This window comes from Candidatus Salinivivens marinus (assembly GCF_965655845.1).
Lineage (GTDB): Bacteria > Pseudomonadota > Alphaproteobacteria > Rhodobacterales > Rhodobacteraceae > Salinivivens > Salinivivens marinus.
In genome coordinates this window covers 47,971-61,614 of sequence record NZ_CBFHHX010000002.1, presented here as the reverse complement: position 1 = coordinate 61,614, position 13,644 = coordinate 47,971, and the positions used below count along the sequence as shown (strand labels likewise).

At 41.0% G+C, this 13,644-nt stretch carries 12 protein-coding genes; 4 read left to right on the top strand and 8 right to left on the bottom strand.

Annotated features, from left to right (window positions below; genetic code table 11):
• Window positions 1–20: 20 nt before the first annotated feature.
• Window positions 21–2,288: an adenosylcobalamin-dependent ribonucleoside-diphosphate reductase gene (locus ACTF5Q_RS02545; RefSeq protein ID WP_438953133.1), complete on the bottom strand. Its 2,268-nt coding sequence runs from the start codon at window positions 2,286–2,288 to the stop codon at window positions 21–23.
• 126 nt (window positions 2,289–2,414) lie between these two features.
• On the opposite strand from ACTF5Q_RS02545, the gene ACTF5Q_RS02540 reads away from it, so the two are divergent.
• Window positions 2,415–2,846: a DUF1489 family protein gene (locus ACTF5Q_RS02540; RefSeq protein WP_438953132.1), complete on the top strand. Its 432-nt coding sequence runs from the start codon at window positions 2,415–2,417 to the stop codon at window positions 2,844–2,846.
• On the opposite strand, the gene hisG is transcribed toward ACTF5Q_RS02540, so the two are convergent.
• From hisG to hisS, 3 genes are read right to left on the bottom strand one after another with little or no spacing between them, the layout of a single operon-like run.
• On the bottom strand, window positions 2,843–3,499 hold the full coding sequence (gene hisG, locus ACTF5Q_RS02535; RefSeq protein WP_438953131.1) for an ATP phosphoribosyltransferase: 657 nt from the start codon (window positions 3,497–3,499) through the stop codon (window positions 2,843–2,845). The genes ACTF5Q_RS02540 and hisG overlap by 4 nt on opposite strands.
• A 28-nt stretch (window positions 3,500–3,527) precedes the next feature.
• Window positions 3,528–4,712 carry an ATP phosphoribosyltransferase regulatory subunit gene (locus ACTF5Q_RS02530; RefSeq protein ID WP_438953130.1) on the bottom strand — a complete coding sequence of 395 codons (1,185 nt, stop codon included), beginning with the start codon at window positions 4,710–4,712 and terminating at the stop codon, window positions 3,528–3,530.
• Window positions 4,625–6,100 carry a histidine--tRNA ligase gene (hisS, locus tag ACTF5Q_RS02525; RefSeq protein WP_438953315.1) on the bottom strand — a complete coding sequence of 492 codons (1,476 nt, stop codon included), beginning with the start codon at window positions 6,098–6,100 and terminating at the stop codon, window positions 4,625–4,627. Before hisS ends, ACTF5Q_RS02530 begins: the two co-directional genes overlap by 88 nt.
• Before the next feature lie 107 nt (window positions 6,101–6,207).
• Between hisS and ACTF5Q_RS02520 the strand changes: the two genes are divergently transcribed.
• Together ACTF5Q_RS02520 and ACTF5Q_RS02515 are read left to right on the top strand one after the other, a co-directional pair.
• Window positions 6,208–6,870: an SDR family NAD(P)-dependent oxidoreductase gene (locus tag ACTF5Q_RS02520; RefSeq protein ID WP_438953129.1), complete on the top strand. Its 663-nt coding sequence runs from the start codon at window positions 6,208–6,210 to the stop codon at window positions 6,868–6,870.
• Window positions 6,864–8,396 carry a cryptochrome/photolyase family protein gene (locus tag ACTF5Q_RS02515; protein WP_438953128.1) on the top strand — a complete coding sequence of 511 codons (1,533 nt, stop codon included), beginning with the start codon at window positions 6,864–6,866 and terminating at the stop codon, window positions 8,394–8,396. The genes ACTF5Q_RS02520 and ACTF5Q_RS02515 overlap by 7 nt, the downstream gene beginning before the upstream one ends.
• A gap of 12 nt (window positions 8,397–8,408) precedes the next feature.
• On the opposite strand, the gene ACTF5Q_RS02510 is transcribed toward ACTF5Q_RS02515, so the two are convergent.
• On the bottom strand, window positions 8,409–9,854 hold the full coding sequence (locus ACTF5Q_RS02510; RefSeq protein WP_438953127.1) for an MORN repeat-containing protein: 1,446 nt from the start codon (window positions 9,852–9,854) through the stop codon (window positions 8,409–8,411).
• Between the two features lie 78 nt (window positions 9,855–9,932).
• Entirely contained in the window at window positions 9,933–10,133 is a 201-nt protein-coding gene (locus tag ACTF5Q_RS02505; RefSeq protein WP_438953126.1) for a SlyX family protein, read from the bottom strand.
• Window positions 10,134–10,451: 318 nt separating this feature from the next.
• Here ACTF5Q_RS02505 and ACTF5Q_RS02500 point away from each other — a divergent pair, with 318 nt between their 5' ends.
• Complete coding sequence (locus tag ACTF5Q_RS02500) at window positions 10,452–12,023, top strand: 2-isopropylmalate synthase (protein WP_438953125.1); 1,572 nt, start codon at window positions 10,452–10,454, stop codon at window positions 12,021–12,023.
• Between the two features lie 32 nt (window positions 12,024–12,055).
• On the opposite strand, the gene ACTF5Q_RS02495 is transcribed toward ACTF5Q_RS02500, so the two are convergent.
• Both ACTF5Q_RS02495 and ACTF5Q_RS02490 read right to left on the bottom strand, forming a co-directional pair.
• The gene (locus ACTF5Q_RS02495) at window positions 12,056–13,069 is read right to left on the bottom strand and encodes a ribonuclease E/G (RefSeq protein WP_438953124.1); all 1,014 of its coding nucleotides are present in this window, start codon (window positions 13,067–13,069) and stop codon (window positions 12,056–12,058) included.
• The gene (locus ACTF5Q_RS02490) at window positions 13,066–13,644 is read right to left on the bottom strand and encodes a Maf family protein (protein WP_438953123.1); all 579 of its coding nucleotides are present in this window, start codon (window positions 13,642–13,644) and stop codon (window positions 13,066–13,068) included. The genes ACTF5Q_RS02495 and ACTF5Q_RS02490 overlap by 4 nt, the downstream gene beginning before the upstream one ends.

The following is a 13,644-nucleotide window of genomic DNA, read 5'->3' as shown; positions in this document are numbered from 1 at the left end:
TTTTAACTACCCTGTTGGTATTACCCACACTTTGAGTAACCACAGCTCCGACAAGTCATACACCCTTCGATCATCTGAAGATCGAACTGACCACATGACGTACAGGATTTTTGTCGGCTTAATTTGAGATTTTCCACCTTAGTTACTTCACTACTTTTATGAAAAAGACTTGTATCAGAGTCTTTGATAAACCCAATCTTCATCATATGTTCTTCCAGAATTCCGCCAATGGCTGCCAAAATTGAAGGAATGTATTTTCCACCTACCCATGCACCACCTCTGGGATCAAATACTGCCTTTAACTCATCGACAACAAAGGAAACATCACCTCCCCTTCGAAACACTGCAGAGATCATTCGCGTTAAACCAACTGTCCAAGCAAAATGCTCCATATTTTTAGAGTTTATAAAAACTTCAAATGGACGCCTCTTATCGTTAACAATTATATCATTGATGGTAACGTAAATTGCATGTTGACTATCTGGCCACTTTAACTTGTATGTATTTCCATCCAAAGTGCTGGGCCGATCAAGAGGCTCAGACATATAGATGATATCTCCATTTGCCTCTTGATCAGACGCCAATTTTTCTTCCGACGCAGCTGATAGAACTGATCCTGTTACCTCGTTAGGCCTATAGGTCGTACAACCTTTGCAACCGGTATCATAAGCTTGAATATACACCTCTTTAAAGTCATCAAAACTTATATCTTCTGGGCAATTTATAGTTTTAGATATTGAGCTATCAACCCACTTTTGGGCAGCAGCCTGCATTTTAACATGATCTGCGGGGGTCAAATTTTGAGCGCTGACGAAAAAGTCTGGCAATGGTGCATTACCAAATTTATCCCTCCACAATTGAACTGCATAATCTACAACTTCTTCCTCAACATGAGAGCCATCGTTTTGCAAAACTTTTCGCGTATAACTGTATGCAAAAACAGGTTCTATACCAGAGCTGACATTCCCAGCATATAACGAGATGGTACCAGTTGGTGCAATTGATGTTAGAAGGGCATTTCTGATCCCAAATTTATTGACCGCTTTTTTAACATCTTCATCCATCTGGATCATGTTGCCTGAAACTATGAACTGCTCGGGATCAAAAAGTGGAAACGCTCCCTTTTCTTCAGCTAAGTTTATTGAAGCATTGTAGGCTGAACGGGCTATCGTTTTCATCCACTTTTCTGTTTTTTTGACTGCTTCATCAGAGCCATAACGCAAACCGACCATCAACAAAGCATCAGCAAGGCCAGTCACACCCAACCCAATACGACGTTTGTTTTTAGCCTCCAACTTTTGTGCTTCAAGCGGAAATTGAGATACTTCAATAACATTATCCATCATGCGAACGGCCGTAGAAACTAAATCTTCTAGCTGATAAACATCCAAATACGCATTTTTATCAAATGGATGCTCAACTAGTTTGGCCAAGTTAATTGAACCCAGTAAACATGCCCCGTAAGGAGGTAGAGGCTGCTCCCCACAGGGGTTTGTTGCCGTTATCGTTTCACAATAACTTAAATTGTTTGTCTCATTTATTCGATCAATAAAAATGACGCCCGGCTCCGCAAAATCGTACGTCGCCCGCATAATTTGATCCCAAAGATCAGCTGCTTTTATAACACTATAAACTTTATTATTATAGATTAGCTCCCAGTCTTCGCCCTTTTTCACTGCCTCCATAAATGCATCAGTTACTAATACAGATAAGTTAAACATTCTTAGTTTTTGTGAATCTGACTTTGCAGCGATAAATTCTTCAATATCAGGATGATTACACCTCATTGTCGCCATCATGGCACCACGCCGCGAACCTGCTGACATAATAGTCCTGCACATAGAATCCCAAACATCCATGAATGAAACGGGCCCAGATGCATCAGCGGCAATACCTTTTACGAGCGAACCTTTTGGCCTGATAGTACTGAAATCATATCCTATTCCCCCACCCTGTTGCATAGTCAAAGCGGCTTCTTTCAGCATATCAAAAATGCCACTCATGCTATCAGGTATCACTCCCATTACGAAGCAATTGAATAGTGTCACATTGCGTTTTGTTCCCGATCCAGCTGTTATTCTACCCGCAGGCAAGAATTTAAAATCGGTCAAAGCATTGTAAAAAATAGTTTCCCATTTTTTGGGTTCGGTTTCTACTTTTGATAAAGCTTTGGCTATGCGACGCCAGGTGTCTTGAACTGTTTGCTCAAGAAACATTCCATTTTGGTCCTTCAATCTATATTTCATATCCCAAATTTGCTGAGAGATTGCCATCGGAAAATCTGACATTTAAAATCCTTTATGCAGCACTAGGTTGTTAGATACAAAAAATAAGGTACAACAATCTAGCTGTTAACTAGATTTGCGTCAACACACCAGAATTGAAGATATTTATAAGACAATTAAGGCACTAGCATGACCGCAACTATACACCTAGTGAAATTGAGTGTAGGAACATCCAGTATCGGCGATTTGCAAAAGTGGCAATCGACAAGGGCAGCTCAAGGCAAAGATGGACTTCCTCGGCATGTCACTAGAATGTGGCCCAAGCGCGAACAAGAATTACTTGCAGGCGGATCAATTTACTGGGTTATAAAAGGAGTTATTCAATGTCGCCAGAAAATTATCCGTTTTGATGAAGTAGTTAGAAAAGATGGTATTAGAAAATGTGCAATAGTACTTGAACCTAAATACACCAGAACAAGCCCAGTAGTAAAAAAACCGTTCCAAGGATGGAGATACCTTAAAATAGACAAGACACCTCCTGATTTAGGGATGCACCGTGACTCGGACGATGAACTTCCACCTGAATTAGCTGGTGAGTTGGCAAAAATTGGTGTTATTTAGTCACTTAAAATAAGTGTCAAAAAAGTACTTGCGGCAGCTCTTTGTTTCTCACTAAAAAATGCGGACTTAGACTTGAACAAAGTGGCTTCAGAGCTATGAATCAGCCCATCATCTAAAATTTTCAAGTGGTTTGCTTTTAATGTTTCTCCAGTAGAAGTTATGTCAGCTATAGCTTCAGCCGTCTCATTTTTCACAGTACCCTCGGTGGCTCCCTGGCTATCAACAAGTTGATAATCAGCTACACCCGCTGACTTTAAAAACTCTCGAGCAAGGTAATGGTACTTAGTAGCGATACGCAAACGAAACCCATGTTTCTCTCGAAAAGCTTCGGCTGCAGAATCAAGATCATCTAGAGTATCTACATCTATCCAGAATTTCGGCACAGACAGTACAAGATCTGCAAAGCCAAAGCCCAGATACTTTATGGCTTCTAAATTTTGACCCCAATTGGGTACTTTTTCACATACTAAATCTGATCCAGTGACACCAAAGTGAATTCGACCCTCATTTAACTCTGTGGGAATTTCACTCGCTGACAGAAGTAAAAGTTCTATGCCCTGTATACCTTTAACGTATCCTGCATATTCCCTTTTAGACTCCGTACGCTCTAGATGCACCCCACGCGAGTCAAACCAGGAAAAAGTCTCCTCCATCAATCTTCCTTTCGAAGGCACACCTAGCTTAACCATTGGTTTCAAAACCCTTCGATTTCACTATTAAATCCGGTCGGACTACACCTCCAACGGCAGGAATCTCTCGACCCTTACCAATATGCTTGGTTAGAGCATCGTATCTTCCACCTGTAGCTATTGGAGGAAGATCAGCGTAGCTATCCGAGTAAAAGCCAAAAACAAATCCATCGTAATATTCCATAGAAGTCCTACCGTAGCTTGCCTCAAAATCAATTGAAGATAGATTAACATTAGCATGATCCAGGGCTGTCAGTCGTTTTTCAAATTTTTCGATAGCACTCTGAAGAGCAGGCATATCAGGTAATAGATTTTTAAGCTCAGTTAATGCTTGAGGACATTTGTCGCCAATATTAAGCAATGAATTTATTAACCCCAACTCTGTCTTAGAAATTGGAGATACTTTACTATCTTGCCGTAAACTTTCAATACGCTCAATTATCTCAGACTTGCTTCTTAAGCCAATTTCTTTAGCTTGGTTCTCAAAACTTTTTTCTTCGTCAAAACTATCAAATCGTTTAGTTGATAAGCTCACTTCATCCGTAAATTTTTCTAAAATAGTTTTAAATCTTTGAGGGCGCCATATATGGCGCAACAGAGATTTTTTGCGTCTATCGGTCGTTTTCAAACCAGATACAGCAGCCATTAGTATACCAATATCACCGGTAGCAACTTTGAGAGGCAAATCGCTCAAAGCATTTTTTATTCTACAAAAAGCATCCGCATCAGATTGGATCACGTCTGTGCGATCGAAAATCTCATAACCTACCTGCAAATATTCACTCGCTCGATCAGAGTTTTTTTCCTGCCGTCGAAATACCTTACCACAGTAAGCATAACGGGCAGTTTCATTCCCTGATAAATCGTTCATGTGGGCTTTTACAATAGGTACTGTAAAATCAGGCCGCAACATCATCTCACCATTAAAGGGATCACTTGTAACATACGCACGTGCCCGGATATCCTCACCATATAAATCCAGCAAAGTATCGGCCTGCTGCAAAATAGTCGGCTGTACTATTTTTGCTCCTGAATTCGAAAATAACCGTAAAATCCGGTCTGCTTCAATTTCTATCTGTTTCTGCTCATTCACTTTTTCAAAGCTTTCAGCATCTCTTGCACCGTAGAAACCATTTCGTTTCTGGGCACAGTAAATTGACTTGGCCTTTCCTTCCATTCTTCCAAGGTGGCGCTTTTGGCAAGTTGCGTGCCCAATATTAAGTCTTTAATTTGGATAAGGCCCTTATCTCTTTCCTCACTGCCCTCTATGATGGCCAGGGGTGAACGCCGTTTGTCAGCATACTTCAATTGGTTGCCAAAATTCTTCGGGTTTCCGAAATACATTTCTGCACGAATACCAGCAGACCTTAATTCTGACACGATACGTATGTAATCATTGAGCCTTTCTCGATCCATAACCGTTACAACAACTGGCCCAATTGTATCAATTCTAGATCCTGCTTTATCCCGCAGTGCAGCCATAAGTCTATCTACCCCAATAGAAACGCCAGTCGCTGGAATAGTTTGCCCAGTGAAGCGTTTAACTAAGTCATCGTATCGCCCTCCACCTGCAACAGAGCCAAATTGTCTTTTTCTTCCCTTTTTGTCATATATCTCGAATGTTAACTCTGCCTCAAATACCGGACCCGTATAATACTCCAAACCTCTTACAACAGATGGGTCCAGCTGAACCCGTTTAGAGGTATAATCGCCTACAGTTAGAAATTCGGCCATCATATCCAATTCTGATATACCCTCGAGACCAGTACTCGAATTCCCAACCACGTCCCGTAAATTCAAAAGTGTTTTTTCATTTGTGTCACCCTTTGCAGTAAGAAATGCAACAACAGGCGCAGCTTGATCTTTTGACAGCCCGACACCATCAATATATGCCCCTGAAGCATCCAATCTACCAGAGCCTAAAAGTTCTTCTACTCCCTGAACGCCAACCTTATCAAATTTATCAATAACCCTTAACACTGCAAGGCGCTCTGCCTGATTTTCAAGCCCGATCATTTCCAAGACACCATTAAGAATTTTTCGATTATTTATCCGCACCATATAATCGCCAAAAGGTATCCCGACCTCTTCTAAGGCATCTGCCAACATTGCACAAACTTCAGCATCCGCCGATACATTTGAAGCTCCAATTGTATCTGCATCACATTGATAGAACTGTCTAAAACGCCCCGGCCCTGGTTTTTCATTCCTCCAAACAGGTCCCATTGCATACCTACGATACGGGTTGGGTAATTCATTTCTGTATTGGGCATAAACACGAGCAAGAGGAGCAGTTAAGTCATAACGTAACGCGAGCCATGAATTGTCATCTTCTTGCCACGCAAATACTCCGTCATTTGGTCGATCGACATCTGGTAAAAACTTCCCCAGCGCGTCAACGTTTTCAACTGCTGATGTTTCCAGTGCATCAAAGCCGTGATGATGGTAGACTCGCGCAACCTGCTGCAGCATCTCGTTTCTTTCAGAAACTTCTTGATCAAAATAGTCACGAAAACCTTTAGGAGTTTCGGCCTTTGGTCGTGATTGTTTTTTGTCCTTCGCCATCTGAAATGGACCCCAAATCATATTTTCTCGGCATGATTTATTACAGAGTAAGCAAATGAGCAAGAAATCTTCTTGAATGTTACTTGCGGGCATCTATCTCCAAGGTAATGAAGAGAGCTTTAATATTAGGCGCGTCTGGTGGAATAGGAAGCGCAGTAGCAAACAATTTAAAGAAGCAATACTGGGATGTTACCAGCCTCTCTCGATCTTTAGATCAATTTGACATCACAAATGAAGACAGCGTGCGGTCTTCTTTAAGTTCTGTGAGAGGCCCATTTAATTATATCCTAATAGCCACAGGAGCTTTAGAAATTAAAAGCACGCCAGAAAAATCAATAAACCACCTCTCACAATGCAATATGATTGACCATTTTGTTACAAACACTATCGGCCCAGCTCTAGTTTTAAAACATATAAGGTTACTTTTAGATAAAAAGTCATCTTCAATAGTTACAGTATTATCAGCCAGAGTCGGATCAATTGAAGATAATAAATTGGGAGGATGGTATTCTTATCGAGCAGCCAAGGCCGCAGTGAACCAAATTGTTAAAAGTTTTTCTATTGAATTATCCAGATCTCACCCAAAAGCTTGTTTGCTCGCTATACATCCAGGGACCGTTGATACAAATCTTACCCATAAATATTCGAGTAATTATCCAAAGCAAACGCCAGCAGAAGCAGCTCAAAATATTTTAGATGTAACTCTTAATAAGGACACATCTCACACGGGGAAATTTTTTGATTGGGCTAATAAGGAGATCCCGTGGTAAAACCAAACCTAATCCTCGTCTTGGGAGATCAATTAACTTTGGATTTGGCAGCAATTAGGCAAGCAGACAAATCAAAGGATGTAATAATAATGGCCGAAGCGGATGCTGAAGCAGAATATGTTAATCATCATCCTAAAAAAATCGCTTTTATTTTTTCAGCTATGAGGCATTTTGCAAATACTCTCTGGGCATCTGGTTGGAAAGTTTTATACAGTAAAGTCGATGATCCGCAGAATTCTCAAAACATTTTGGGCGAAATTCTTCGATACGCGGACGAAGTAGGCGCAAATGAACTGATCGTTACAAAACCGGGTGAGTGGCGTCTAATAGAACTACTTAATGAAGCGCCATTAGAGGTTAAAATGATCGAAGATGATCGCTTTATTGCATCACAGGTAGAATTTGAAAATTGGGCACATGACAAAAAAACATTGAGAATGGAATTTTTTTATCGTGAGATGAGAAGAAAGACCGGTTTATTAATGGATGGTGATAAACCCATTGGCGACAAATGGAACTTCGATCAAGAAAATCGAAAGTCACCACCTAAAAAAATTATCAGTCCAGCACCTACTGAATTCAATAACGACAAAATAACGGAAGATGTTTTGGTTCTTGTTAATGCAAGGTACAATTCGCACTTTGGTGACGTATATCCTTTCAATTACGCAGTAACACCTGACGACGCTAACGTCGCTCTTGATAAATTCATAAAAAATTCACTACCGTTATTTGGGGACTATCAAGACGCTATGATGCTTGGCGAACCGTTTCTATATCACGCCCTTATTTCGTTGTACCTTAACACCGGACTACTCGATCCCTTAGAAACCTGCCGAAAGGTGGAAAAGGCTTTTATTACTGGTCTTGCGCCATTAAACGCTGTGGAAGGTTTCATTCGGCAAATAATTGGATGGCGCGAATACATTAGAGGAATCTATTTCCTAAAGGGTCCGGATTATATCAATCAAAATTATTTAAATGCAAAGGCAAAACTCCCAAGTTTTTATTGGAGTGGCGATACAAAAATGCAGTGCATATCTCAAGCTGTTCTACAAACTAAGAAGTACTCGTATGCTCACCATATACAGCGTCTTATGGTCACGGGCAACTTTGCTCTTCTAGCAGATATTGACCCAAAAGAAGTTCATCGTTGGTATCTTTCTGTGTACATCGACGCTTTTGAGTGGGTTGAGGCACCCAATACTTTGGGAATGAGCCAATTTTCTGATGGAGGGGTGGTCGCATCAAAACCGTACATCAGTAGCGGTGCATACATAAGTAGAATGTCAAACTATTGTAAGAGTTGCCATTACGACGTTAAAGACAAATTGGGCGATCGAGCCTGTCCATTTAATGCCCTATACTGGGATTTCCTTATTAGGCATGAAGAAAAATTTTCTTCAAACCCTAGAATGAGACAAATGTACCGCAATTGGGAAAGACAGGACGCAAATCTAAAATCTGCGACCTTAGCTAAAGCCAAAAAAATTCTTTCTGATATTTCAAAAAATCGTATGATTTAATCGCAGTTAATATCATTCATTGCCAGTAGATGCCTCAATATCCGTATCGGTTACTGAAGTCCCGGACTCAATAAGTGCACCATCTTGCCAATTACCTTTAGCCGACCTTCCGTTTGCAAATTTGATTGTGCCTTGACCTTGGCGGCGCCCATTAACGAAAGTTCCTTCATAAACATCTCCATTTGAATAAGTGGCGATGCCCTTACCAGTTATTTCACCAGCCAACCATTCACCCTCATATCTAAAGCCATCCGCAAGAGTGATTTTACCTACACCATGGCGTTTGCCGTTCAAATAATCCCCTTCATAAACCATTCCATCGGCAAATTTTGACACCCCCTTGCCATGGCGGTTACCATCTTTCCAATCACCTTCGTAAATGTATCCATTTCCATAATCCATTATTCCAAAACCATGATTACGGGCATTTTTAAATCCACCCTCATAAACGACCCCATTTGAATACTGAGCGCGGCCTATACCCTCGATAACCCCAGCCTTCCACTCTCCCTCGTACAAAGAGCCATCTGGATATTGAATTTTACCAGTACCACTAGCTAATCCATTTACAAAATTACCTGCGTAGAATGAACCATCAGGATAAGTAACTTCACCCGCACCTTGAATTTGCCCCTCGGCCCACTCCCCTACATACTTATAGCCATCAGAACCTAGGAAAGTGCCCTGACCTGCTCTTTGATCTTCTTTAAATTCTCCATCATATATGTCGCCGTTTGCATACTCTACAACCCCGTTACCGTTTCTTTTTCCATTAGAAAGTTCACCTTTGTAGATGTCGCCATTTGGCTGAGTTAATTTCCCTAATCCGTTAATCTCACCATTTTTCCAAAAGCCCTCAAAGATCAAACCTTCTGGCATCTCAAGGGTCCCTTTACCTTCTCGAGCTCCGCGAATGACACTTCCGCTATACACTGATCCATCGGGGTAGGTAATTTTCGCTGAACCTTCCTTGACGCCATTTACCCAATCACCGTCATATACATAGCCATCAGAGTTAGTCATGACACCTTGCCCATGATGCATTGCTTCCAAAAATCCGCCCTCGAACCGAGATCCGTTTGCGTAAACAGCTATACCCTGACCAGTTATTTTTCCATCTAACCAAGTTCCTTCGTAAGTTCCCCCGTCTGCAAAAATTATTTTGCCAGAGCCCTCCGGTTTACCTTTTATAAAATTTCCTTCATATACAGAGCCATTTGGGAATTTTGCTACACCAACTCCCAGAATCTCGCCGTCAACCCATTCGCCGCTATACTCATATCCATTCGGCAAACGATATGTTCCTATTCCATGCTGAACACCGTTTTTAAAGGTACCCTCATACATACCGCCATCGTCATATTGCTTTGTAACGACAACATCATCTTGAGCACCAACACTGAAGGGAACTGAAAACACCAAAAATGCTGATAGAAATAACTTAACAAAAAATTTCATAGTACGCCCATTTGTGCTTTATTTTATTTTTTAATAAAGCCTACTTTAGCTTCGATAGAATGACAATTGCTTTCGTATCTACCAATGTGGTGGAAGTTTTTCATCTGTAACCGTATTTTCGGCATTTTGACGTTCAAAGTCTCTCTCCAGAAGCCACTGTAGGCTATCCTTAATTCTGGATATTTCTTTATCTTGAGCCGCAACAATATCGGACAAATCTTCGCTATTGCGCACCAAATTAGAAATCACTGCTTCAATTTTTTCTATTCTTTCTTCCATTTGCTTGTTCAAAACTATTAGCCTCTTTAAAATCTCACTCGATATATAAAATATAACCTGATGCGCTATGTGTCTACTGCACACACTTTACGATCAAAAATTATTTTATTGTTTTCTTTTAGACCAATGCATGTATAAGTTCTCCCTCAAGAAACGTCTTGGTGTAAATGAGTTCAATGTCCAAAATTTGTAAGGTAATAGATCAACGTCAAAATCTGATACTAGGCAGCCTCTGAGCGTGCCAGAAAGGTGCGTCCGCTCAGAGGAGACAATGACCGCATCGAACTTATTTTTAAATACCAAACATAGAGATTCCAAATGAAAAATAATAACCATAGTGACAGGGTAGTAATTTTTGACACCACTCTCCGTGATGGCGAACAGTCACCAGGAGCAACTATGACCCATGACGAAAAACTTGAAATTGCTGAGCTATTGGATGAAATGGGTGTCGATATCATAGAGGCTGGGTTCCCGATTGCCTCAGAAGGAGACTTTAAAGCGGTCAGTGAAATCGCTCGACGCTCAAAAAATTCTACGATATGTGGTTTAGCTCGGGCTAATTACAAAGATATTGACCGGTGTTGGGAAGCTGTGAAAAATTCTAGTGCACCTCGGATACACACGTTTATTGGAACGTCGCCATTACACCGCGCCATTCCAAATCTTGATAAAGACCAGATGGCTGAGCTAATTCACGATACAGTTACACATGCTCGAAACTTATGCGACAATGTTCAATGGTCTCCTATGGATGCAACTCGAACAGAACATGATTACTTGATGCGCGTGGTAGAAATAGCAATAAGGGCCGGCGCTGCAACCATAAACATTCCTGACACTGTAGGCTATACTGCACCAGTCGAATCCGCTGATTTAATTCGTATGCTAATCGAGAAAGTCCCAGGGGCAGATGAGGTCGTGTTTGCAACTCACTGTCACAATGATTTAGGTATGGCCACGGCCAATGCTCTTGCAGCGGTAGAAGGAGGGGCTCGGCAAATAGAGTGCACAATTAATGGACTTGGCGAACGAGCTGGCAATACTGCACTCGAAGAAGTTGTAATGGCACTCAAAGTGAGAGGCGATATAATGCCTTACCACACAAGAATAGATGCAACTAAATTAATGAATCTCTCAAGGAGAGTTGCAACAGTTTCAGGTTTTCCAGTCCAATTTAATAAAGCAATTGTTGGCAAAAATGCATTTGCCCATGAAAGTGGCATACACCAAGACGGAATGCTAAAAAACTCTGAAACTTTTGAAATAATGCGCCCTGAAGATATAGGATTGTCTGAAACAAATCTTGTCTTAGGAAAACACTCAGGGCGGGCAGCTCTGAGAGCTAAATTGGAAGATTTGGGTTATCAGTTGGCGGATAATCAATTAAAAGATGTGTTTGTGCGTTTCAAAGAATTAGCCGATAGAAAAAAAGAGGTTTATGACGAAGACCTTATTGCGCTTATGCGTGCTGGAGAAGATACAGAAAATGATCACATAGTTTTAAAATCTTTAGAGGTTATATGTGGAACTCATGGGCCACAAAGTGCCAAAATGATCTTAGTAATTGATGGTAATGAGGTATCGACTGATGCTACGGGTGATGGACCAGTTGACGCAACTTTTAATGCAGTTAAAGCGCTTTATCCTCACAGTGCGAAATTGCAGCTATATCAAGTTCATGCAGTAACAGAGGGAACGGACGCACAAGCTACAGTGACTGTTCGGATGGACGACAAAGGAAATATTTCTACAGGCCAATCCGCAGATACTGACACTGTAGTTGCGTCAGCTAAAGCGTATTTAAATGCTCTAAATAGACTCCATATTCGACGCGGTCGGCTTGGAGAGGATAAAAAAGAGATAAACTACAAAGATACCGCAGTTTAAACCCTAAGAATTAATAGTTAAAGAAATGTAACTTATCGCGTTAACCAATTAGGGCGAACTCTTGCGCGCTGTAATTCGATCAAGCCCATTGCCGTCCAACCGACAAAATTAGTCTCTATGGTGTCCTTCCTCAGCGCGGACTTAAGAGCGTTTTCAACTATTTTACGGTCTTGCCGCAACATCGGAGCAGGATCTACGACTATTTGCCCACCCAACCCTCTCAAACGCAGTTGACGTGGCAAATCTTTAGCCATCGCCAAATTCGCCTTGAGCCCAGCGGCAAATGATATATCGCCGGCAGTATTTACATCAATCGCTACAAAGGCCTTTGTTGGTTCAATGTAATAATTACCATTATTTTGAATTACTTTTGAATGTTTTAATTCATCGATTAACTCTAAAACGCCATGTTCAGCAAACGTACCACTTGTTTTATCTAAAGCAGGCATATCAATCCACTCCCGCCATGCCAATTGATGAGGAGAAGGGGCTCGATGTATTAAACCCATCTGTTTATCCTCAGCTGATAATACATTCTGCGCCGTCGTTATTGTATTTTTACAGTCGCTGATAATTTCACTCTTATTAGCGGATGCGCAAGATGATCGCATAATCATACCATACGGTATATGGTCAAGCCCCTCTAAAACTAATTGCTTTAGCTGAATTCTTCTTTCATTATCTTGGATATTCTTCGCTATATTTAAGCCCTCATTAAACGGTGTTACGATTACATATCTACTTTTAAAAAGTAATTTTGTTGTAACGCGAGGAAGTTTTTCTCTGTCACCATAACTGCTGACTTGGACTAAAATAACATCTCCAGAATTTATTCCCTGCGTTTTATGCAAAAAGAAATCTCCATCTGGACTTTCGACGAAAATTCCTCCACTTCCTTTTATTTGATGTTTAACTTTCACCTTAAAGATGGAACCAGGCGCATTTGCGCCTGGTTCTGCAAAAAAATCATGCAATTCACCATCGATTAGCAATGCAGCTGCCTCTTTCCCATCAAAGTAATCAAGTAGAGCTATCTTCCCTTTCATTCTAAGACTCTTCGAATGGTATAACCTGCTTTGGTCAACAAGTTATTCGTTTCAAAAAGAGGCAGCCCCACTATTGCCGAGAAAGAACCTGCTATCCAAGGAATAAATTTACTAGCATGGCCTTGGATTCCATAGGCTCCAGCTTTTCCAATCCAATCGCCAGTTGCAATGTAATCTTCAACTTCTTTTTTCGAGAGAACCTTAAATTTTACTGTATTGACAACATCTTGTGTCCAAATTTTTTTGCTATTTCGCACTGCTATTGCCGTTATAACGCGATGCCTTCTACCGGAGAGAGAAGTTAAATACTCCATTGCTTGGTCAGCATCTTTCGGTTTGCCCAGAATACGCCTACCTAAAGCTACAGTCGTGTCCCCACACAAAGTAACTTCATCTCCCTTACATGATAGTGCATTAATTTTCGCTAATACTATTCTGTTGCAATAGTGGCGCGGAAGTTCGCCTCTTTTATATCTTTCATCAATGTTGGGTGCTTGAATTTTATCAGGGACCACACCTATTTGGGTAAGCAAATCCAGCCGCCGAGGGCTACTTGATCCAAGTGTAAGCTTCAA